The following is a 22334-nucleotide window of genomic DNA, read 5'->3' on the forward strand; positions in this document are numbered from 1 at the left end:
AAGCGAGAGCTTAACCAGCAAAGGGGTGCTCCGTCTCTCGGATTTCAATTGTCTTGACAGTTGAAATCCGAGAGACGGAGCACCCCTCACGTTGTCCGGCGAACCCCGCAGCAACTAAGGCGCCTTGCTGAACGGAATCTTTCTTCCATGGAGGATACGCCCGTAGGTGAACTCGATGGCTGCGATCATGGTGCTCTCATAACCGGTTTCGTTAAGCATCCCCACGACGTCCAGCATTTCAATCTGCCGCCGCTTGACATACAGGGCGGTACCCGAAAGATACCGCTTCGCCGTTTCGGCGGAATGGGATTCAAATTCCTCTAGAATCTCCCGGTAAGCCCAGTTCTGCAGTCCGATGCTCTCCGCGGCCCACAGGCTGTCCGTGATGACTCCGGCCATACCTTTGGCCAGCAGGCTGCGGAGCAGCCGGCGCGCCGTTGCTTCGCCCGGCATCTCGGAAACATACTCCAAGCGCAGCCTGGACGGTTCAAGCAGTTCCACCAACTTCCTGGCGCCAGTCCCGGACACATCCAGGGCTGGTATTTCGCCGGACACCGGATCCTGCCCAGCAACTGCGATATCCACATATGAACCGTCGTCAAACAGCGCGGCAAGTTCCTTTTTCACGGCAGGCGTGCCGGTGCTCAGGTCCCCGTAAAGAGCAGCCTTGGCAAGGAGGGGCACCACGCTCTCGGCAACCCTGGACGGCGCGGAGGATGGGCCCAGGGAAAGAACCACGGCAGCGCCGGCTACTGCCTCCTCAAGGCTCTCCGCCATAGGCGCAACGGGTGATTTGCTCACCGCGGAATCGAAACCGACGACGTCGAACCCCGCCTTAATCAGCTCGCCGGCGATTACGGACCCGGCTTCGCTGTGACCGATAAAGGCTACTTTGGGATGCGTAGTCATGGGCTATTGCCCCACGCGTGCGCTGAGCGAGTTTTCCCGGTCGAAAAGCCGCATTTGGGCGGCAGTGTGATGATCGCCCACTGGCTGCGTGACGTTATCCAGAGCATAGATTTGTTCCGGGGTGAGCTTGACGTCCAGCGCATGCAGGTCTTCTTCAAGGTGCTCAACCCGAATGGTGCCCGGAATCGGCGACCAGTCCTTCCCCTTGCATAGCAACCAGGCCAGCGCCACCTGGGACAGGGTCGCACCGGCCTCCTCGGCCACGGATTCCACCTCTGTGAGCACCTCGAGGTTCTTTTCCAATGCACCGTCCATAAAGCGCGGGTTACTCAAACGCCAGTCGTCCTGATCGAGCTGGCTAAGGGACTGGATCTTTCCGCTAAGCAGACCGCGGCCGAGAGGTGAGTAAGGCACAAAACCGATCCCGAGTTCCTTCAACAGTTCCAGGGTTCCATCGTCGCCATCACGGGTCCACAGCGAGTATTCGGACTGCAGCGCGGTGACCGGATAGACCGCATTCGCCCGCCTGATGGTGTCCGGCCCCGCCTCCGAGAGGCCGATGTGGCGGATCTTGCCCTCGGCAATGAGTTCGGTCAACGTTCCCACGACGTCTTCGATGGGCACCGTCTTGTCAACGCGGTGTTGGTAATACAGATCGATGTAATCGGTGTCCAGGCGCGTGAGGGAGCCTTCCACCGCGGCGCGGATGTTTGAGGCCGAGCTGTCCGCGGGTCCGGCGTTCCCCACGTGGGAGATCAGACCGAACTTGGAAGTAAGAACCACCTGGTCGCGGCGGCCCCTCAGAGCCTTCCCCAGGAGTACTTCATTCCTGAAGGGCCCGTAGAGCTCCGCGCTGTCAAAGTGGGTCACGCCCAGTTCCAAGGCACGGTGGATGGTACGGATCGACTCTTTATCTGCTTGCCTATGGCCCGTGTAGAGATGGGACATACCCATGCAGCCGAGCCCGATCGCGGAGACGGTGAGGTCACGAAGCTTGATGTAATGCATAAAACTACTTCCGGTCGGTTCGAGTCAGGTGGAAACAGGCAACGGCTGCGATCAGCACAGGCAAGGCCCAGACGATGGGGCTTCGTCCGGGCCTTGCCTGTGCTCAGTAGCCGGGCGGCCCACCGATGACCCGAATCATTTTGTGAGTCGGCTCATCGGCTAGGGCCGACGCTTTAAGGTTTGCTTGCGAATTCCTTAGTCGCCGCGCCCGTCATGATGTCGTTGTCCTTGGTCTCACGTGTAAGGAAAACGGCCGCCACGCTGATCGCGCACATGCCCACCATGAACCAAATGACGGGACCAATGTCCTTACCGGATGCCGCATAAAGGGAGGCAAGGATGACAGGGGTGAAGCCGGCGCCAATCAAACTGGCCAGCTGGTAACTGAGCGAGATGCCGGTGTACCGCGACCGGGGCGGGTACTGCTCGGCAAGGAATGCCGCCATCGGACCATAGATCATCGAGTAGAGGACCTTTAGGGTCACGAAGGCGATAAAGACAAGCGCGATGGTTCCGGACCCAATGGCCGCGAAGAGTGGATAGATCAACAGCGCGACTGCAATGCCTCCTGCCATCATGAGCCAGCGGCGGCCCAAGGTATCCGACAGTTTGCCGAAGACCAGGACCCCTGCAGAAGAGAAAAGCCCGCTGATGGACAAGCCGAACAGAACGCTGGAGCTGCTGGCACCGCCAGCGACAGCATAGGTTGGTCCAAAGGTGCTGATCATAGCGGACATGCTGAACAAGGATATGCAGCTCAAGGTGGTCAGGATGAGAATCCTGGGGTGGCGAAGTACCTCCATGAGAGGGGCGGACTCCTTCTTCTTTTCCTCTTGGGCAGCCATGGCAGCTTCGAAGACAGGGCTCTCGGAAACCTTGGCGCGTACGATCAAGCCGATAACCAGCAAGGCCGCGGAGGCAAGGAACGGTAGGCGCCATCCCCAAGTAAGGAATGCATCGTGGGGCAGCAGTGCGACAACACCCATGGCACCGGTTCCCAGGAAAGTGCCAAACGAGCTTCCGGCGGTAGCGAACGACGCGGCAAAGCCGCGTTTTTTCGCCTTGGCATGCTCCAGGGACATCAAGGCCGCACCGCCCCATTCGCCGCCCACACAGATGCCTTGAACTACGCGCAGCGTAACCAGCATGACAGCGCCCCAGGACCCGATGGCATCAGCCGGAGGAATCAGGCCCATCAGGAAGGAGCCGATGCCCATCCCCGCCATTGAGAGGACGAGCATTTTCTTGCGGCCAAGCCGGTCACCGAAATGGCCGAAGATCAGGCCTCCGACCGGACGGGCAACGTAACCGGCCGCAAACGTTGCCAGAGAGGCAATCGTGCCGGCCAGGGGATCCAGGTTGGAGAAGAACACCGGGCCGAAAACCAGCGATGCCGCGGAGGCATAGACGAAAAAATCGTAGTACTCGATGACACTTCCGAGGAAGCTAGAACCGACAACACGACGGACTTCCTTCTCCTTTTGTTCAGGCGTCAACACACGCACCTGTTCGTTTGTTGTGGACATAACACTCCTTTGTGTAAGGATAGGCCCCGCTTGAGTGGTGATTCTCGGGGCGGCTGAATCGAAGCAGGGGTGTCCAGCAGGTCAACGGCTGGAGGAGGTAGCCCTCGCAGGATCTCAATGGAGGAACCATTGCTCCAATGATAGTGATCTAAGCCATATAGTCAATACCGCGTCTTGTCGCAACCGCTGCCCCTGGAGAGGGCGGAGTAGTCAACGGTGCAATCGGCAATCAGCTGGTGCTGTTCTTGCCCGGCTCGCTGGTGTTGCGCTGGCTTCCGGCCGACGGCTGGTTCCGGTGGCCGTGTTCATCGACGCACTACCACAGCGGGCACCGAGACCCAGGGTGTTCCGTTCATCGGTATGATGAAAGCACTTCCCCTACTGAGAGGCGTCCCGTGGCCAATTCACCCTCCGGGGAATCCGTCATTCACCGTGTCGTTCGGATTCTTGGTGCCTTTGCGGATGACGCCCCTGCCCTTCACCTGCGGGAGCTAAGCCGTAAGGTCGGCCTGCCCGTGTCCACAGTGCATCGCCTCGTAGGTGAACTGGAGATTGAGGGCCTGCTGATCCGGGACCCATCCGGACGGCTGCGGCATGGCCACCGGCTCTGGGAGCTGGCCTCCAGCGGTTCCCGGGCCGCCAGCCTTCGCGAGTCCGCCCTGCCGGTCATGGAGGACCTGGCCGCCCACACCGGCCACAACATTTCGCTGGGCGTACTCGAGGGCACCGATGTTCTGTACATCGAGCGGCTGGCGTTAAACGAATCCGTCGTCAACATCACCAGGATCGCCGGCCGCCTCCCGGTCCATGGTTGTTCGGGCGGCTTGGTCTTCATGGCCTTCGCCCCCGAGACGGATCAAGAACGGTTCCTGAGCCGACGACTAGAGAAACTGACAGATGCCACGGTGACGGATTCGCGGGAGCTGCGGAAAGTCCTGGCCATCATCCGCCAGACCGGATATTGCTCCATGGCCGGAATCATCGTGGATGAGTCCAGCGGGATCTCCGTGCCGATCTTCGCGGACGGAGATCAGCCCCTGGCGTGCCTCACCGCTATCGTCACCAGGGGCCAGGAAAACGTTCCGGCGCTCGTCCCCCAAATGCAGATGGCTGCCCGTGCCATCTCCCGCCGCCTTGGGTACATCCCGGCACCCATTGGCACAATGCGCCGAAGCCTCCCCGCGCCGACCTGAACGCCCCTAGGCCGACCGGCGAACATCAGCCTCCTGCGGGCACCAAACCGCCCTGTTCCGTTCAACGACTCAGGTGTTCGAATCAATGGAACACCATCTCGGTAAGCGCCTGCCGCCGTGCCACGCTCAGGGAATTGTTCCAGCCCCCGCTGGACGTCAGACCCATGGAGAGTGAAAGAACCAAATGCGCATCCTCAATGCTGAGAACGCCGGCCGCTATGACATCGTCGTGGTGGGCTCCGGTGCGGGCGCACTCACAGCCGCTGCCACCGCAGCCCATGCAGGCCAGTCCGTGATCGTTTTGGAAAAGTCCGAGCTGCTGGGAGGCACCTCCGCTGTGTCCGGAGGCATGCTCTGGGTGGTGGACAACCACTACGCCCGCGAAGCCGGCATCAACGATTCAAAATCCGCCGGCCGTGAGTACGTGGAGGCTGTGGCCCGCGGCCGCGGCCGGTCCGAACTGCTCGACGCAGCCCTGGACCACGGCGACACAATGCTCCGCTTCGCGGCGGACGAACTCGGAGTGCGGTTCATCTTCCTGGACAACTTCCCGGACTACCGCCAGGATCTGCCCGGCGCCGTTAAGGGCGGCAGGACGGTGGAGCCCGAGCTGTTCAACTGCCACGAGGCCCTCGGCCCCATGGCCCAGCACGTCCGCACGGACGGCCGGCTCCCCTACACCATGCAGGAATACGAGGACTGGGGCGCCTTCACCGCTTTCCCGTGGGACGACCTGAATGAGCGTCAGGCCAACGGGTTTGCGGCCAAGGGCCACGCCCTTGTAGCCATGCTCATCAGCGCATGCCTCAAAAATGGCGTTCATTTCGCTGTCGAGGCACGCGCTGAAAGGCTCCTTACCAGCGAGAGTGGCGTGACCGGCGTCGTACTCAGTGACGGTACCGAATTCGAAGCGAGCGCAGGCGTGGTGCTGGCCGCGGGCGGTTTCGAGTGGGACCGGCAGCTGGCAGACTCGATGCTCGCCACCCGTCTGTACACCATGTGCTCACCGCCCTCAAATACCGGGGACGCCCTGAAGATGGCCCAGCGCATCGGTGCCATGACCCGTGGCACCCGCGAAGCCTGGTGGGCGCCCATGTCCCTGACCGGGACAATGCGGGACGGGGAACCTGTCGGTTCGCTGCTGCGGTTCGAGCGCCAGGGGCCCGGCTCCATCATGATCAACCGCCACGGCCAGCGCTTCGCGAATGAGGCACAGAACTACAACGACCTGGCCCGCGTGCTGCACTCCTGGGATTCGGCGAACAACCAGACACTGAACACCCCGGCCCACGTGGTCTTCGACCAGTCCTACCTCGAGCGCTACGGCATCATGGACCACCGCGCCGGCGACCCCACCCCGGCCTGGCTCATCGAGGCGCCGACGCTGGCCGACCTCGCCGCCCGGATCAGCGTCCCCGCAGAAAACCTCGAAGCCACTGTGGAGCGGTTCAATGTCAACGCCGTCCAGGGCGAGGACCCCGACTTCGGGCGGGGGTCTTCAGAGTACGACCGCTACTGGGGGGACGCGGACAACCCGTGGCCGAACCCCTCGCTGGGGCCGCTGCAGTACGGGCCTTACTACGCCCTCGAGGTTGTCAACGGAGCCTTCGGGACCTGCGGAGGTGTGGCCACTGACGGAAATGGCCAGGTCCTCGACGTCGACGGAAACACCATCCCTGGCCTCTTCGCCGCCGGCAACACCACCGAGAGCCCCTATGCCGCCGGATATCCCGGCGCCGGGGCGACCCTGGGCCCGCTGATGACCATGGCGTACCTGGCCGGCCGCCGGTTGGCCGATCAACCGGCCCATTACGCGGCCGAGTCCGAGTCGGTGCCCGCATGATCCGGCACATCGTCATGTTCCGCTGGAAGGACAGCTTCACCGAAGAAATCCGCGCCAGCTGGATCACCGGCCTGGAGCAGCTGGAAGGCAATATCCCCGGCCTGCTTTCGCTGGCCCACGGACCTGACGTTTTGAACACGGACAGATCGTGGGACCACGTCATCGTTGCGGACTTCCAGGATCGCAATGCACTCGCCGTCTACAACACCCACCCCCTCCACGAGGCCATCAAGCCCTACTCACTGCCGAACGTGCAGGACCTCGCCTATGTGGATCTCGAACTCGACGGTTCAGCGACGCCCCTCACCCCTTCAGGCAGCGCTGCCTTGACCTCCAAACGCTAGGAAACAGTCATGACTGACACCCCCACCGCTATCCACCGCTGCGACATACTCATCGTCGGTTCCGGTGCGGCCGGCATGGCTACCGCGCTGCGGGCCGCGCACGACGGCCTGAATGTCATCGTCGCGGAAAAGTCTCCGCACTTCGGCGGCACCACCGCGCTATCCGCCGGATGGGCCTGGGTCCCCGGCAACCGCAAGGGCGCTGCGGCCACGGGCGACACCCGCGCCGAAGCCGAAACGTACTTGAAGGCCCTGGCGCCGAAGACATACAACGAGGACGGCATCGCCGGGTTCCTGGACACCGTTCCGGAAGCCATTGATTTCTTCGAGGACCACACCGAGGTCACCTTCAGCTATCCGGAGAAGGCACCCGACTACCAGATGGACCTGCCGGGCGCCAGACTCGGCGGCCGCGCCATCCTGCCCACCGATGCCGACATCCGCATGCTGGGCAACCGCCGCAAGGAACTGCAGCCATACCTTAGCTCCTACACCGTTTTCGGCTACATGCCGCAGGTGGGTCCGGACCTGAGCACGATCCTGAAGGCCAATCAGTCCGTAAAGGCCTTTACCTACACGGCCGGCAAGCTGCTGAGGACCTGGGTGGACACTGCGCTGTTCCAGCAGCCCCTCAGGCGCACCAACGGCTCGGCCCTGATGACCCGCATGGTCGCTTCCGCGCTGGACGCGGGCGTGCGCGTGTGGACCTCCACTCCCGTGGAGGAGTTGGTAATTGACGACGGCGGCGCGGTCACCGGTGCGGTCCTTTCCGGCGAACACGCAGGCCGGGTGGAGGCAAGGCTGGGCGTGGTGTTGGCCGGCGGCGGCTTCTCCGGAGATGATGCCCTGCGCAGGCAGTACTTTCCGCATGACCGCAACGGCGGGGAGCACTTCACCCCGACCCAGGGCCATGACGGCTCCTCGGCACGGATGGCCATGAAGGTCGGCGGCAGGATCAATTCCGAGGTCTCCTCGGTAGGCTCATGGGCACCCGTCACGGTCTTCAAGTACCTGCGCACCGGTGCCGAGCGCCTCTTCCCGCACCTGCGCCAGATCGGGCTCCCGGGCATGATCACCGTGGACTGCAACGGCAAGCGTTTCGGGAACGAAGCCCTGAGCTACCACGATTTCGGCGGACAGATGCTGAAGCACATGAAGGACGAGGACTCTGTCTACGCGTGGATCGTGGGCGACAGTAAGCTCATGGACAAGTACGGCATTGGCTATGCCAAACCTCGGCCGATCCCCCGTACCTTGTTCTACAAGATGGGGTACCTGGTTAAGGGCAAGACCCTGGAAAAGCTGGCCCGGAAGATCGGCGTCGACGCAGCCGGGCTGACGGCCACCATTGAGCGTTTCAACCGGGATGCCGTTGCCGGCGAGGATACCCAGTTCGGCCGTGGCTCTACCGCCTACAACCACTTCCGCGGGGACATGGAGCATAAGCCCAACCCGAACCTGGCATCATTGGACAAGGGTCCGTTCTTTGCCGCCAAAGTGCGCATGGGCGACCTGGGCACCTTCGCCGGAATCGACGTCGACTCGCACAACGCGGTGATCCGGGCCGACGGATCGCGAATCCCGGGGCTGTTCTCTGTGGGCGCCGCTGCAGTCTCCGTATTCGGCGGCGGCTATCCCGGATATGGCTCCCACATCGGCCCGGCCCTGGTATTTGGCTACCGCATGGGACGGGACATCGCTGCGCTGGCCGCGGAGTCCGGTCACGCCGGAGCTGCGGAGCGTGCCGCGAAGATCGGCGTGTAATTCTGAATACTGATGCTCCGGAGCCCATGCCGGGGCTCCGGAGCATCAGTCATTTTCAGCTGTGGAGGGTGACGGCAAGGAGGCGGTCTTGCAGTGCCGTGAAGTGCTCAGCCAAGACCGTTGTGGCAGCTTCAGAATCGCGGTCCCGGATCGCCTGGACCAAGCGGGCACGGAGTTCGTGGGTTTCCATTCCCGCGGCCGGTCCGGACTTGAGGTGGAACTGCCGGGTCATTTCCAGCAGCGGCTCGGTCAATACCTCGAGCACGCGGTTATGGGCGAAGGTGGCGAGCTTCCGGTGAAAATCCATATGCAGAACCAGCCGGTGTTCGTAACTCGGTTCGGAACTCTCCGCAAGTTTTGACTGCCGGGCAATGGCAGCCAATTCATCGATCTCTTCGTCCGTCGCGTGGAGGCAGGCCCGCTCGACAGCGTAAGTCTCCAGCACCAAGCGCACGTCGATGAGATCGGTAGCGTCGTACTGGTTAAGGTTGATGCCATCGCGAATATTCTGCGATAAGGCAGCCGTGTTCGAATCATTGAGGAACGCACCGCCTGTTGCCCCCTTCTTCAAGGTGACCAGGCCGGAGACCTCCAACATGCGAATAGCTTCACGCACGGTGTTCCGGCTGACGCCCATTTGCTCCGCCAACAACCGCTCGGCGGGCAGCTTCTGACCTGGCCTGAGTTCGTTGGATTGGATGCGGTCGCGGATCTGCTTCATGATTGCATCCACGGCGCGGCGCGGCTGTACCTGCGCGAACGGCTGAGCTGAGTAATCCACTGTCTACCTTCGTTTAACCGGCGTGGGTGCTGTCCATACGTTCGAGTATCGTAACCGCAGGGACCATTGTCTGGTTCGGGTGCCAGCCTACGTTGATTTGGCATCCGGCCCATGAAACACATTCTCTACGGCGTTTACACGTGTGAGACTTCAATCACCCAAGTAATGGATCAACCATACACATACTGAGGGCACCATGGCTACGGTAGTCACGGCCGGTCTGCTGAGTCTTCGAGCGGGATCTCCAGGCCTGAGCGTGACGGCGAAACAGCCAAGGTCAGCTTATTCGTGACGGAACTGCCGAGGACTGCGCGTGCAAGCTCAGGAGCATGGAAAAGCCAGCCCCAGGCATGACCCGGGACTGGCTTCCTTTTTAGTGGCTGGCTATCCGGGGTCCCCGGCTTGGATGCGGCGGTGGAGCAGATCAAAGTGTTTCGTCAATGCCTGCTTTGCGGCGTGCGGATCCCGGTCCCTTAGCGCCTGCACGAGTTGACGGCGGGTTCCGTGGGTCTCCAACCCACCCGTGGGGCCAGCATTCTGATGAAAGTGCCGCGTAATTTCCAGGAGCGGTCCGGTCAGCGCCTCGGAAATCCCGTTGTGGGCGATCTGAGCGAGCTTCCGGTGAAACAGGATGTGGCGCTCCAGACGATCCTCGAAGTCGAGGTATTTGGTTTCGGCTTCCTCCGAGGAACGCACGACGGCGGCCAGTTCCTCAATCTCAGCGTCTGTGGCGTGCAGACACGCCTGTTCAGCAACGTAGTTCACCAGGACGAGACGGACATCGATGAGTTCCTTGGCGTCGTACTGCCGCAGCCCCATCCCATCGAACAGGCCCTGGGCCAGGGCTGCCGAATTCGAGTCGTTGAGGAACGCCCCGCCGGTGGATCCTTTTTTCAGTGTGACGAGCCCGGAGGATTCCAGCATCCGAAGAGCCTCACGAAGGGTGTTCCGGCTGACGCCGAGCTGCTCAGCCAGATCCCGTTCGCTGGGTAGTCTTTCACCCGGGTTGAGCTCATTGGACTGGATACGGCTTCGAATTTGCTCGATGATCTCATCCACCGCACGCCTTGGCCTGACGCTGGCGAATGGCTGGAATGCCCCCGTCACGGCTTCAGGCGACCAGGGGCCTGGCGGCGAATGCAATGTCGTCGGTGTAACGCATTGCCACGATCTCTATCGGTGAATCCAGCGGGGTGTCCACCGGCCCGAGGAATGCCGTGGCCAAACGGGGCCCGTCATCCAGGTCGACGATCGCGACCTGGTACGGCGTGAACTCACGGAACGCCTCCGGAGCTGCGTGGACGGACGTCACTGAGTAGAGTGTGCCGCGCCCGGACAATTCCACCCACTCGATATCCCTGCTCCACGTTGCCGGATCGAAGTCCCTCGGCGGAAAGGTGATGGCCCCGCCCGCCCCCAACCGCGTGCTGATGAAACGCCCTTCTGCCAGCGCCTGCCAGAACGGGGTGGTGAACGGGGTTTTCCGCGGTGGGTAGGGGTGGGGGTGGTTCAGCTGGACGGTGTTGATCATCAGGAAACCCTTTCAAGGATGTGCACGAGAGCTGCGTTGTAGTTGCCAAGTTCAGCGGTGGCCAGGCCGATCGAGGCGTCCTGGACCTGACGGTCGCCCGCCTGGTGCATCAACTGCTCCACGGCTTCCAGGAGGTTGTACAGCGGGGTGACGTAGGCCGGGTGGCCCCGGGACGTCAGTCCGCCCGAGGTGGAGATGGGAATGTCACCACCCAAGGAGGTCCTGCCCTCTGCCGCAAATTTGGCGCCCGCACCGCGCGGAACGATGCCCAGCGCCTCGCTGACCAGGACCTCTACGATCGTGCAGGGGGCGTACGGCTCCGCGAAGTCAAGATCGGAGGGCTTCAGCCCGGCCTCAGCGAAAGCCTGGCCGCCAGCCTTCTGGGCAGCGTTCAGGGCGATCATGTCGTTGGGTGTGGCCGTGATCTGGTGGGCACCCTCATGGTGGAAGCCTGTGCCGCGGACCAGGACGTAGGGCCGGCCGCTGGCGCGGGCCACGTCCTCGTCAGCCAACACCAGGCACACCGCGCCGTCACTTCGCGGGGGCACTTCATAGAGCCCCAGGGGGTGGACGATAGTCGGCTGGGCCATGACCTCGTCCAGGGTAATGGGCTTGCGGTACTGGGCCAGCGGATTCAAGCTGGCGTGGTGGCGGTTCTTCACGGCCACGGTTGCCACGTCCTCGCGCGTGACCCCAAACTCATGCATGTAGCGCATCATGTCCATGGCGTACCACGCAATGGGCGTGATACCGAAGGGGGCCTGGAAGTCCACGTCCCCGACGGCGCGCATGGAGCTCATCATGTGCTCACCCGAAGAGATGGCGGTCTCGTAGTTTACGCCGAGGGCAAGGGCCACCTTCGCCCGTCCCGAGCGGATGTTGTCGGCAGCATGCTCGAAGGCGAGGCCACCGGTCATTCCGTTGCCGAGAACCTCAGCCACGAAGCCGTCACAGGGCAGCTGCAAATAGCTGGCCATAAACGTCCCGAAGTACTTCTGCTGGGTATACGGACGGGGCTGCGCGAAGCTCAGGCCCCCAATATCCGACTTGTCCACCTGGGCCATCTCGACGGCCCGGAGCACAACGTCCGCGAGGACTTCGTGCTCAAGTGAACCTGCGTCCCCGGTCCGTGGCTGCAACCGGCCTACCGGTGTTGCCGCATATCCAATGACTGCCACTCTGCCCATTCTGTGCTCCTGACGATTCCTGGCCGTTGCTTCGCGACCTTGAGAAAGCTCTCTTGACGTATCTTGAGACTAGCGCCACAATTGCAATGGTTCAACCGTTGATATTTAGGAGAGACATGATTCAGCAGCGGCCCCTGTATGGGCGCGACGATCTGCGCCGGCTTATCGAGCCGAGAAGCATTGCCGTGGTGGGTGCTTCGCCCACCGAAGGCAGCTTCGGGCGCCGGACGCTCGAGAACCTCGCCAACTTCACGGGGACCGTTTACGGCATCCACCCGAAGCACAGCGAGATCCTTGGCCGGCCCGCCTTTGCCAACCTGGCCGATCTCCCCGAGGTCCCCGACTGCGTCATCGTTTGCGTGGGACAGCACCTGGCCGAACCGGTCATCCAGGAAGCGGCCCGCCTGGGCATCGGCGGGGCCGTGGTTTATGCCTCCGGCTACCGTGAGACCGGGGATGTGGACGGCGAAGCAGCCCAGCTTCGCCTGCTGGATACCGCCCGGCAAGGCGGCCTGCGGCTCGCCGGCCCCAACTGCATTGGCCTCGTGAATGCCCAGAGCAAGGCCGCCATGAACTTCATGACCGACTGCGGGCAGATGATCTCCGGTGACGCGGGCAGCATCTCCCTGGTTTCACAGAGCGGCGCTCTCGGGTACTCACTTCTTCAGGGCGTGCATCGTGGCATGGGCTTCAGCAAGTTCCTCGCCTGCGGCAACTCGGTGGATGTGGACGTTGCCGACTACGTGTCCTACCTTGCGGAAGACCCGGACACCTCAGTCATCGTGTGCCTGCTGGAGGGTATCTCCGATGGCCGGCGGTTCATCGAGGCGATCCTGAAGGCCGGTCGGGCCGGAAAGCCTGTCATCGTCTACAAGGCCGCCAACGGTGAGGCCAGCAGTAAGGCCGCGCTGTCCCATACCGGGACGCTCGCCGGTTCCGCCGAAGCCTACCGCTCAGCCTTCCGCCGGGCCGGTGCGGTCCTGGTGGAGGATTTCGAGGCTCTTCTGGAAGTCGCGACGTTCTTCTCCCGCAATCCCCAGGGCCCGAACGGGGCAGGCGTGGGGATCATGGCAACGTCGGGCGGGGCAGGCGTGATCTGCGCCGATAAGGCTGAAGAAAACGGCCTGCCGTTGCCGGCCCTGGATGACGCCACGGCCGCCGTCCTCCAGGACATCGTTCCGGGCTTCGGTTCCATGGCCAATCCGGCGGACCTTACTGCCGAGGTACTCAAGGACATCTCCACGTTCAAGACAGCAGTGATGTCCTTCTGTGACGATCCGGGCTACGGGGCCGTCGTGGTGCCGCTGACGTTTGTCCACGAGACAACCACCGGTGTGCGGGCCCGTTACCTCGCGGAGGTTGCCAGCGAGACCAACACCGCCCTGGCCGCCGTCTGGATGAACGAATGGCTGGAAGGACCGGGCAGCCGCGACCTGGACAGCGATGCCTCCGTCACCGTGTTCCGGTCCCCCGCCCGGTGCATGTGGACGATCCGGCGATGGATGGACTGGCACGCCCGCACCGATTGGTCCCCGTTGTCGGACTCCACCGCCGATGCCGCAGGCGGAAATCCCGCCGCCGGATTGCTGGGCGCCGCAGTCTCCGGCGCGACAGCGCTGACGGAGACTGCCGCAAAGGAGATCGTGGCCCGTTACGGCATCAAGGTTCCGGCAGAACAGGTGGTCCAGACGCCGGACGCGGCAGTCGCCGCTGCGGACGCCATGGGATACCCGGTGGTGCTCAAGGTCGTGTCCCCCGACATTTTGCATAAGTCCGAGGTAGGCGGCGTACGGGTCGGTCTCGCCAGTGCCGACGAGGTCCGCGAGGCGTTGACCACCATGTCTGCCCGCATGCTTGCGGAGGCCGCGCACGCCCATATCGTTGGCTACAGCGTTCAGCAGATGGCCGGGGAAGGACCCGAAATCCTGCTCGGTGCCCGCTTTGACCCGGTATTCGGACCCCTGGTCCTGCTCGGCAGCGGGGGCACCTGGGTCGAGATCCTCAAGGACGTCAGGGTCTATCTCACCCCGCTCGACCGTCCGACGGCCCTGGCAGCCATTGGGGAGATGACGCTGGTCAAAGTCCTTGAGGGCGCCCGGGGCCAAGCCCCCTACGACATCGCTGCCCTCGCCGACACCATCGTCGCCTTCTCACAGCTGGTGCGGGATCTCGACGGCCTGGCGACCGAAATCGAACTCAACCCCGTCCGCATCACCCGCGACCATGGACCCATGGCGGTCGATGCCCTCATCGTCCTGGCACCTCGGGAGCACGGCATCACACCGCAACCGGGCGATGCCGTACCGGCCGCCGCCCACGCAGAAAGGACAGCGGCATGGGCAAGTGCGTAGAGGACTTCGCCATCGGTGACGTCAACGAGAGCCCGGCCAGAACGGTGACCGAGACGGACATTGTCATCTACTCGTGGATTTCCGGCGATTCCAACCCCATGCATACGGACGCCGAGTACGCGCGCCGCTCCCCGCTGGGGCAGAGGATCGCCCACGGCACCCTGGGCATGTCGATTGTTACCGGACTGAGTGCCCGCATGGGTGACTTCGACGGCACCGCCATCGCCGCGCTGGGCGTGGACGAATGGCAGTTCCTCGCACCCATCCTCATTGGGGACACGGTGCGGTTGCGCACCACCGTACGGAGCGCCAAGGTCACATCGAAACCCGACCGGGGTGTGGTTGTCCGGTTGATGGAGCTCGTGAATCAGAACGACACGGTGGTCCAGCGGGGCCTCATGACGACCATGGCCTACACCAGGGCCGGGCTGGCAGGACAAGCGGCAACCGCGCCGGAACCCGCCGCCATCTGACCACCCAACACGGCACGACACCACCGCAGCACAATGACTACCACTGGAGACAAAACAATGAAGTTACTGGTCAACACCACGGGGCTCACCGAGGATCAGAAGGCGATCCGCGAGGCGGTCCTGGAAATCCTGGAAGCAACGCTGCCCAAGGAAGAGATCCGTCGCATCGACGACGTCAAGGAATTCCCACATGCCGCCTACGATGCACTTGCAGAAAGCGGCTTCCTGGGCCTGTTTTTCGACGAGGAGTACGGAGGCGCCAGCGCCAGCTACAAGGACATCACCAACTTTATGGAGACCCTTGGATACCACTACGCCGGCATCGGGCAAGCGGTGATGATTACGTCGATCTACGCAGGCGGCCACGTGGCGAAGTTCGGCACCGAGGAGCTCAAGCACCGGATCATCCCGGGCATCATCAACGGCTCAATCAAGATGTCCATCGCTATGTCCGAACCGGGAACCGGTTCTGACGTAGCCGGCCTCCGGACCAAGGCCGTAAGGCAGGACGGCGGCTGGGTACTCAACGGAACCAAGGTCTGGATATCCGGCGCGCACGTGGCCGACTACCTCGTTGTGATCGCCAAGACGGACCCGAACGCCGAGCGTCACCAGGGCTTCACCACCTTCCTGGTCAACGCCAAGAGCGCCGGTGTGACAATCAACCCACTGCAAATGCTGGGACGGCGCACCACGCACGCGAACGAAGTTGTGCTGGAGAACGTCTTTGTGCCGGACGAGGACCGCATCGGTGAGGAAGGCAAGACCTGGAAGAACCTCATGAAGGCGCTCGGCCTGGAACGTCTGGGACTGGCCGCGATCTCGGCAGGGAACTGCTACCGGATCACCGAGGATGCCGCTGACTACGCCCAGCAGCGCATCCAGTTCGACCAGCCCATCTCCAAGTTCCAGGTGATCCAGCACAAACTGGTCGACATGTGGATCATGGCCGAGCAGGCCCGCCAGGCAACGTACCGGGTGGCGGAGCTGTTGGACGCCGGCGAGTCTGCCATTGAGGAAACCTCGATAGCCAAGATCATTGCCACAGAGAACAACTTCAAGGTCTCCGACATTGGCCTTCAGGTCTACGGCGGATCCGGCTACGCCATGGAATACGACATGCAGATGTACTTCCGGGATTCACGGGTCGGCCCGATCGGCGGCGGTACCAACGAGATCCAGCGGAACGTCCTCGCCAAGAGGATGGGCCTCTAACCCTCGAGGACGGGCCGGCAGGCCCGCCCTCGTCCGGGAGGCGTGAGCACCATGACACTTCATGCGCAGCAGTACCACAGCGGGAGCAGGGAAACCGAGCGATGATATCCACCTCAACGGTCACGGCCACCCCGTGGTCCAAGCAACGGCTCGCCAGCTCGCTGTTCCTCGTTCTGGGCATGGACATGTTCATGGTCTCGCCGCTGCTGCCTCAGATCAGCGCGGGCTTCGGTGTGAGCATCGGGGAAGCTTCCGTGGTTGCGTGGAGTTTCTCCCTCGTTTACGCACTCCTCAGCCCGGCGGTCGCCCTGATCACCAACCGCTTCACACGACGATCGGCCATGTGGGTCGGAGCGGCAGTATTCAGTGCCGGCGTGCTGGGGGCAGCACTTATGCCAACGCTTGGGCTGGTGGTTGCCGGGCGGGTACTGGCTGCCGTTGGCGCCTCAATCATGGGCCCGCCGGTATGGTCTTTCGCTACGGAGACGGCGGCGCCCCACCAAGTGGGCAAGGCCGTAGCGGGCGTGGCATCGACCTTTGCTGCCGGACAAATCGTAGGCGTTCCGCTGGGAGGCCTCGTTGCCTCCTTCGCATCGTGGCGGTGGACCTTCCTGGCCATTGCCGTGCTCGGTGCAGTGCTGGCTGCGCTGATCGGGCTGCGTTTGGGCAAGGAAGCCCGTGTCCCGGAAAAGGTCGGGATCCGGGAGGCGTTCGCGGATTCCTTGAACTTGTGGCGTCGTAGGGAGTTCAGCTTTCTGTTGACGGCCAATTTCTTTGCACAGGCCACCCGGTATGCCACCTACACCTTCGCCGGGGCCTTGCTCTTCACCCGGTTCGGCCTGGATACCGCCCAGCTCGGCCTTGTGGGTGCGACCGTGGGAGCAGGTTCCCTGGTGGGAGCCACCGTCGGGGGGCGTCTCGTGGACTGGGTTCGCGCCCGGAAGGGCTCGCAACAGCTGCTGAACCTTTCCTTCGCCGCAGTGATGACGGGCTTCGTCATCCTGGCCACCGCATCGGGTCACCTCTGGTTCTCCCTGGCCGGCTGGGCGTTTACGTTTGCGGCAGGATCGGCCTTCGTCAGTAACAGCCAGGAGATGCTGACGAACTCGGCCGGCAAGAACCGCGCCTACGCGCTGTCGTGGAACAACTCGGCCCTCTATGCCGGGACCGCGCTGGGCACGTTTGCACTGGGGCTTGTCCCGTTGGGTACAACGCCGTTCGTCTTGATGTCCTGCGGTTTCGGCGCATTGACCGTAGCTGCCAGCGCCCTCCTGTGGCGGCTGACAACCGGTCCAAGAGCCCCTGAGCCGTTACTCAGCCCTCCGTCCCCTCAGCAATGACAGCCTCGGGACGTAGTCAATTGAATGCGTTATTAGAAGGAGAAGTGAAGTGAAGATTGTCGTGCTGGCTAAGCAGGTTCCGGATACCTGGTCGGACCGGAAGATCGATTTGGAGTCGGGACTGTTGGACCGGGCCGCGTCAGATCCGGTGCCGGATGAGATCAACGAGCGTGCCTTGGAAAATGCACTGCTGGTCAAGGATTCCACCAACGATGCGGAAGTAGTTGTGTTGGCCATGGGCCCGGAGGACGCCAACAAGGCACTCCGGAAGCTTTTGTCAATGGGCGCGGATTCGGCGGTGCTTGTCAACGACCCGGCCCTGACGGGTTCGGACATGGTCCAGACGTCCCGGGTGCTGGCAGCCGCGATTGACAAGATCGGAAACGTCGACGTGGTGCTGGCCGGCAATGAGGCCACCGATGGGCGCGGCGGGATGGTCCCTGCGATGGTTGCCGAGATCCTGGGCTGGCCAGTGCTGCCGGGATTGGATGAAGTTGCGATCACTGCAAACGAAGTATCGGGACGGGCTCAGGTTGATGGGGGCACACTCCGGTTGTCCTCCGCATGCCCGGCGGTGATTTCCGTGACGGAGAAAACCGCGGAGGCCAGGTTTCCGAACTTCAAAGGCATCATGGCCGCCAAGAAGAAGCCGCTGGAGACGTGGTCACTAGCGGATCTGGGAATCCAGGCCGGGCCGGAAGCCGCCTCCGTGCGTTCCGTGATGGTCTCGGCCACAGCGCGCCCGCCCAAGCAGGCCGGCCCGAAAATCACCGACGACGGCACTGCAGCAGCCCAGCTGGCCGACTTCCTGATCTCCAACCGCCTGGTCTGACCGGGCTCCCCCATCCCCGCCCTGTCTTTAGTCGAATCCGGGCGGCCCCTGAACAGCCCCCGCAGCCTCCGGCATCCTGAGCCGGTGCTGGCCAAGTGGTAAAGGAACCCATCATGGCAAATTTTGGAAATGTACTCGTGTTGATCGAGACCACCGGCGGCGGATCGCCGAAGTCGACGGCGGCATCCCTGCTCGGGGCGGCTGCCGGCATCGGCACCCCCGTGGCTGTCGTCGTCGTCGCCACCGGAACAGGCGAAGACTTGCCTGCACAATTGGGCGCGTTGGGCGCCGCCCACGTATACGTGGCCGAGGCCGACCCTGCGGCCGCAGGGCTAGGCTCGGCGCAAGTCGGTGCCCTGGCAGATGCCATCCAAGCCTACTCTGCACGACTGGTGTTGGTGCCGGGAACAAACGACTCCAAGGCGGTGGCCGGCCGGCTGGCCATCGCCGCTAACGGGTCGGTGGCCGCGGACGTGGTCGGGGTGCGCTACGACGAGAACGACCAGGAAGTCATCGCCTCACACGCGGTCTTCGGTGGCGACTTCACCACCGAGTCCACCGTGGAAGGCGGGCTGATGATCGCGTCCGTGCGTCCAGGCTCCGTCGAAGCCCGTGCGAAGGCCATAGTGGCCCCGCAGGTCGCCACCGCAGCTGTCACCACCCAAGTGGCTCGGGGAGCGAACATCGTCGAGCTCTCGGATACCCCTGCCGAAAACGGGCGTCCGGTGCTGCGTGGGGCCAAAGCCGTGGTTTCCGGCGGCCGGGGTGTTGGATCCAAAGACGCTTTCTCCCTCGTGGAAGACCTCGCTGACGCCTTGGGTGCCGCAGTGGGTGCCTCCCGGGCGGCAGTGGATGCCGGCTATGTGCCACAGTCCTATCAGGTCGGCCAGACCGGGGTAACCGTGACACCTCAACTGTACGTAGCCCTCGGGATCTCCGGGGCGATCCAGCACCGCGCCGGGATGCAGACCGCCAAGACAATCGTGGCGATCAACAGCGACGAGGACGCCCCAATGTTTGACATCGCCGACTTCGGGATAGTCGGGGACATTTTCGCCGTGGTCCCGCAGCTCATCAAGGAAATCAACAGCCGCCGCAATTGACAGGCGCACGGACGCAGCCGCGACGTATCCCATCCCCCGAACCCAGGACAGACACCTAAAATGACCAGCGATCACACCCCAGACAGGCCAACGGCCCCGCGCCGCATGGCAGGTTACAAGCCGCTGGACACTCCCCCGGGCGTGCCGGCAAGCGACCCCTGGCCGCCCACCCCAGGCCCCGCGGCGGCAACGCCGTCGAGCTCCCCGGCCACGGTGGATTCACCCGTCGCAGCGGATAACAGGGCCACGGCGGACACGGCTGCACAGCCAACTGCGGCAGCGGCACCCCCCGCACCGAAACGACGCATGGGCAGCGGTACCCCGGCACCCTCCGAGGCCCCCTCAGCCGCGGCAACATCCACCTCCGCCGCCGGGCGGATGGCGGCGGCGGAAACCCGCAAAGAGGTTGCTCCCAAAACGCGTATGGGGAGCCCCCCCGCTTCCACGCCGGCCGCGGGCCCGTCCGCCGCGCAGACCAAGGCTGAAGCCCCGACCCCTACGGTCGCGGGAGCCGCCGCTGGCACTCAGGGCAAGACGACCCCCACCGCAGGTGGAACGGCCCAGTCACCGACCGCTCTTCCGAGGTGGGTGAAGCCTGCCGCGATCGTCGCCGGGCTGCTGGTCCTGGCTGCAGCAGTCGTATTAGGCGCCCGGTGGCTGCGGACCCTCGAAGGTGTGCAGCAATTCATTGCCACCTACGACGGGCACGGCTCCCAGCCGGGGTCGGCCCCTGAGGGCATCCCGTCCTGGTTGGGCTGGCAGCACTTCCTAAACATGTTCTTCATCGTCCTGATTATCCGCACCGGCCTGCAGGTCCGCAGTGAGCGCAAACCCCCGGGCTATTGGACGCCGAAGAAGAACTCCTTCTTCGCTCCGAAGGGCAACAGCCCGAAGAAGGTCTCCCTCACCCAATGGCTGCACCAGTGCCTAGACGTACTCTGGGTTGTCAACGGCCTGGTGTTCGTGGTGCTGTTGTTCGCCACCGGGCAGTGGATGCGGATTGTGCCCACGCACTGGGACGTCATCCCCAACATGCTCTCCGCAGCGGTCCAATACGCCTCCCTCGACTGGCCCTCCGAGAACGGGTGGGTGCACTACAACGCCCTGCAGGTCATGGCCTACTTCGTCACCGTGTTCATCGCTGCCCCCCTGGCCGTGCTCTCCGGGATGCGGTTCTCCACGTGGTGGCCGGAGAAGGCCGAACGGCTCAACAAGGCCTACCCGGTGGAGTGGGCCCGTGCAGTGCACTTCCCGGTGATGCTCTATTTCGTGGGGTTCACCATCGTGCACATCTTCCTGGTGTTCTTCACCGGGGCACTCCGGAACCTGAACCACATGTACACCTCCCGGGACGTAGTGGACTGGTGGGGCCTGGTGGTCTTCCTGGCATCGCTGGCCGTGGTTGCCGCCGCCTGGTTCCTGACCCAACCTCTGTTCACCACACCAATCGCCACCCACATGGGCAAAGTCACCAAATAGCCGAACGCATACCCGCCTGTGGCCGTCCAGCCACTACTTTTCCTCTGAGGACCGTTATGACTACGCGAAGAGAAACGCTCGCAATCCGCTCGGGTGAGCACTGCCCTAAGACGGGCTGGTGGCAACCCCTGCAGTCCGAAGACCGGGACCAAACAGCGCCTTCCCGGTTCGTGGGCCAAGGATGCGTCATGCCCGACATGAACGGCGCCTCCACCTTGTGGGTCCAAAGCGGCAATGCTAGCTTGCAGACCGACTACTAGCCTGCCGGCCTCTTGTCCTGTTCACGCCCAGCAACGTCCCCGAGGAAGCTCCATGAATCACCAACCACCGCACGCCATGGAAACTAAGGCCCGCACGGACGCTGAACCACTCACGGATGTGCACAAGCTGCCGGTCAAACGCCCGACCATAACGGGCCCTGTGGAGAAGATGATGAGGGTCCGGCTGCTCAGGGACCGTCCCGACGGGCTACGTGGCGTTCGTACGGGTGTAATGGACACCGGCCACTGGGTCCTCGACATGGACGGCCGCCCGACAGGCGCCGCCGCCGCCGTCATCTTGGATAACACCCTTTCCGCCGCCCTCCGCTCTGGCGTGGATGGGCTCAACTGGGTGGTCACCACCGAACTGAACCTTAACTTCATGCGCCCGCTGCCCGCCGACGGAACCGTCCTCGAAGCCTGGACCCGCACACTGGTGGGCGACGAGGGCGGCGGAATGGCCACGGGAACACTCCAAGGGCCGGACGGGACCGAATATGTCCAGGGCACCGGCTGGTTCCAACGCGCAGACGGAAACACCCCAGAAGGGCTGGACCGTTTCGAGGCTTTGGCGAGGCAACCGCTCGGCGAGGAGGAAGGGGCCTCTTTGGGTGCCTTGCTCGCCGCCGGTCCCGCAACCCCCGCCCTGCCGGGTGGCCGCCCCGATTTCGCCCAAAGCTTCGTTCCCGGACTCGGTTTTGCCCGCAAAGACCTTCTCCGGAACTCCCAAGGCGCCCTCCACGGCGGCGCATTGATGATGATGGCCGCCTTGGCCGCCCAGCAAGCAATGCCCGACAGAACCGGCTACGACCTGCAGTCGCTCCGGGCTGCCTACCCGCGACCGGCATTCGGTGCGATCGCCACCCGAACGCATGTGCGCTATGCAGGTTCGTCACTGCGGGTCGTCGACGTCGAACTGTTCAGCGCCGAACCAAGCAACACCGGTAAAGCCTTCGTTCAGGCCACCGCCATATTCCGTCAAGCCCGCTAAGCTCCGGCGCCTGGCTTACTAAAACCAGTTCTAGACACCATGTGACGCCCGTGGCTCCAAGTCCGCTGGCCCGAATGCCGCGCGCAACAGTTGCCGCAAAAGAAGGTGGAGGCCTTCGTCAGAAACAGCCGGTTCGGAAACCGCGCCGCTAGGCGCCCCATCAAACCCCTTAGCTTTACCGTGTCAAGCTTTTTCAATAGCCAA

20 protein-coding genes are annotated in these 22334 nt (G+C 63.3%); 12 read left to right on the plus strand and 8 right to left on the minus strand.

Features of this window, described 5'->3' with window-relative positions:
- Nucleotides 1–114: 114 nt before the first annotated feature.
- From IAQ70_RS18605 to IAQ70_RS18615, 3 genes are all read right to left on the minus strand, one after another.
- Nucleotides 115–909, minus strand: coding sequence for an NAD(P)-binding domain-containing protein (locus IAQ70_RS18605; RefSeq protein ID WP_190990993.1), 795 nt, complete (start codon nt 907–909; stop codon nt 115–117).
- Nucleotides 910–912: 3 nt separating this feature from the next.
- A complete protein-coding gene (locus IAQ70_RS18610) occupies nt 913–1917 on the minus strand; it encodes an aldo/keto reductase (RefSeq protein WP_190990995.1) in 1005 nt (334 codons plus the stop codon).
- Between the two features lie 173 nt (nt 1918–2090).
- A complete protein-coding gene (locus IAQ70_RS18615) occupies nt 2091–3443 on the minus strand; it encodes an MFS transporter (protein WP_190990997.1) in 1353 nt (450 codons plus the stop codon).
- Nucleotides 3444–3838: 395 nt separating this feature from the next.
- Here IAQ70_RS18615 and IAQ70_RS18620 point away from each other — a divergent pair, with 395 nt between their 5' ends.
- From IAQ70_RS18620 to IAQ70_RS18635, 4 genes are all read left to right on the plus strand, one after another.
- On the plus strand, nt 3839–4636 hold the full coding sequence (locus IAQ70_RS18620; protein ID WP_190990999.1) for an IclR family transcriptional regulator: 798 nt from the start codon (nt 3839–3841) through the stop codon (nt 4634–4636).
- Between the two features lie 184 nt (nt 4637–4820).
- On the plus strand, nt 4821–6479 hold the full coding sequence (locus IAQ70_RS18625; RefSeq protein ID WP_190991001.1) for an FAD-dependent oxidoreductase: 1659 nt from the start codon (nt 4821–4823) through the stop codon (nt 6477–6479).
- Nucleotides 6476–6823 (plus strand): Dabb family protein, encoded by a 348-nt coding sequence (locus IAQ70_RS18630; RefSeq protein WP_190991003.1) that lies wholly within the window; start codon nt 6476–6478, stop codon nt 6821–6823. The genes IAQ70_RS18625 and IAQ70_RS18630 overlap by 4 nt, the downstream gene beginning before the upstream one ends.
- A 9-nt stretch (nt 6824–6832) precedes the next feature.
- The gene (locus IAQ70_RS18635) at nt 6833–8587 is read left to right on the plus strand and encodes an FAD-dependent oxidoreductase (protein WP_190991005.1); all 1755 of its coding nucleotides are present in this window, start codon (nt 6833–6835) and stop codon (nt 8585–8587) included.
- 55 nt (nt 8588–8642) lie between these two features.
- On the opposite strand, the gene IAQ70_RS18640 is transcribed toward IAQ70_RS18635, so the two are convergent.
- The 4 genes from IAQ70_RS18640 to IAQ70_RS18655 all read right to left on the minus strand — a co-directional run bounded on the left by IAQ70_RS18640 (nt 8643) and on the right by IAQ70_RS18655 (nt 12086).
- On the minus strand, nt 8643–9368 hold the full coding sequence (locus tag IAQ70_RS18640; protein ID WP_190991007.1) for a FadR/GntR family transcriptional regulator: 726 nt from the start codon (nt 9366–9368) through the stop codon (nt 8643–8645).
- A gap of 384 nt (nt 9369–9752) precedes the next feature.
- A complete protein-coding gene (locus tag IAQ70_RS18645) occupies nt 9753–10427 on the minus strand; it encodes a FadR/GntR family transcriptional regulator (RefSeq protein ID WP_190991009.1) in 675 nt (224 codons plus the stop codon).
- Nucleotides 10428–10479: 52 nt separating this feature from the next.
- Nucleotides 10480–10899: a Zn-ribbon domain-containing OB-fold protein gene (locus tag IAQ70_RS18650; RefSeq protein WP_190991011.1), complete on the minus strand. Its 420-nt coding sequence runs from the start codon at nt 10897–10899 to the stop codon at nt 10480–10482.
- Nucleotides 10899–12086: a thiolase family protein gene (locus IAQ70_RS18655; RefSeq protein WP_190991014.1), complete on the minus strand. Its 1188-nt coding sequence runs from the start codon at nt 12084–12086 to the stop codon at nt 10899–10901. Before IAQ70_RS18655 ends, IAQ70_RS18650 begins: the two co-directional genes overlap by 1 nt.
- A 116-nt stretch (nt 12087–12202) precedes the next feature.
- On the opposite strand from IAQ70_RS18655, the gene IAQ70_RS18660 reads away from it, so the two are divergent.
- From IAQ70_RS18660 to IAQ70_RS18685, 6 genes are all read left to right on the plus strand, one after another.
- Nucleotides 12203–14437 (plus strand): acetate--CoA ligase family protein, encoded by a 2235-nt coding sequence (locus IAQ70_RS18660; protein ID WP_190991016.1) that lies wholly within the window; start codon nt 12203–12205, stop codon nt 14435–14437.
- A complete protein-coding gene (locus IAQ70_RS18665; RefSeq protein ID WP_190991018.1) occupies nt 14422–14910 on the plus strand; it encodes a MaoC/PaaZ C-terminal domain-containing protein in 489 nt (162 codons plus the stop codon). The genes IAQ70_RS18660 and IAQ70_RS18665 overlap by 16 nt, the downstream gene beginning before the upstream one ends.
- Before the next feature lie 57 nt (nt 14911–14967).
- Nucleotides 14968–16125, plus strand: a complete 1158-nt coding sequence (locus IAQ70_RS18670; RefSeq protein ID WP_190991020.1) for an acyl-CoA dehydrogenase family protein — start codon at nt 14968–14970, stop codon at nt 16123–16125.
- A gap of 101 nt (nt 16126–16226) precedes the next feature.
- Entirely contained in the window at nt 16227–17465 is a 1239-nt protein-coding gene (locus IAQ70_RS18675) for an MFS transporter (protein WP_190991022.1), read from the plus strand.
- Nucleotides 17466–17514: 49 nt separating this feature from the next.
- Nucleotides 17515–18297 (plus strand): electron transfer flavoprotein subunit beta/FixA family protein, encoded by a 783-nt coding sequence (locus IAQ70_RS18680; RefSeq protein ID WP_190991024.1) that lies wholly within the window; start codon nt 17515–17517, stop codon nt 18295–18297.
- Nucleotides 18298–18410: 113 nt separating this feature from the next.
- Nucleotides 18411–19400: an electron transfer flavoprotein subunit alpha/FixB family protein gene (locus IAQ70_RS18685; RefSeq protein WP_190991026.1), complete on the plus strand. Its 990-nt coding sequence runs from the start codon at nt 18411–18413 to the stop codon at nt 19398–19400.
- Nucleotides 19401–19513: 113 nt separating this feature from the next.
- On the opposite strand, the gene IAQ70_RS18690 is transcribed toward IAQ70_RS18685, so the two are convergent.
- The gene (locus IAQ70_RS18690; protein WP_190991028.1) at nt 19514–19801 is read right to left on the minus strand and encodes a hypothetical protein; all 288 of its coding nucleotides are present in this window, start codon (nt 19799–19801) and stop codon (nt 19514–19516) included.
- A 22-nt stretch (nt 19802–19823) separates the two neighbouring features.
- On the opposite strand from IAQ70_RS18690, the gene IAQ70_RS18695 reads away from it, so the two are divergent.
- Together IAQ70_RS18695 and IAQ70_RS18700 are read left to right on the plus strand one after the other, a co-directional pair.
- A complete protein-coding gene (locus tag IAQ70_RS18695) occupies nt 19824–20879 on the plus strand; it encodes a cytochrome b/b6 domain-containing protein (protein ID WP_190991030.1) in 1056 nt (351 codons plus the stop codon).
- A 312-nt stretch (nt 20880–21191) separates the two neighbouring features.
- Complete coding sequence (locus IAQ70_RS18700; protein WP_190991032.1) at nt 21192–22130, plus strand: acyl-CoA thioesterase domain-containing protein; 939 nt, start codon at nt 21192–21194, stop codon at nt 22128–22130.
- Nucleotides 22131–22334: the final 204 nt, after the last annotated feature.

The sequence above is a fragment of the Pseudarthrobacter sulfonivorans genome (assembly GCF_014712225.1).
Taxonomy (GTDB): domain Bacteria; phylum Actinomycetota; class Actinomycetes; order Actinomycetales; family Micrococcaceae; genus Arthrobacter; species Arthrobacter sulfonivorans.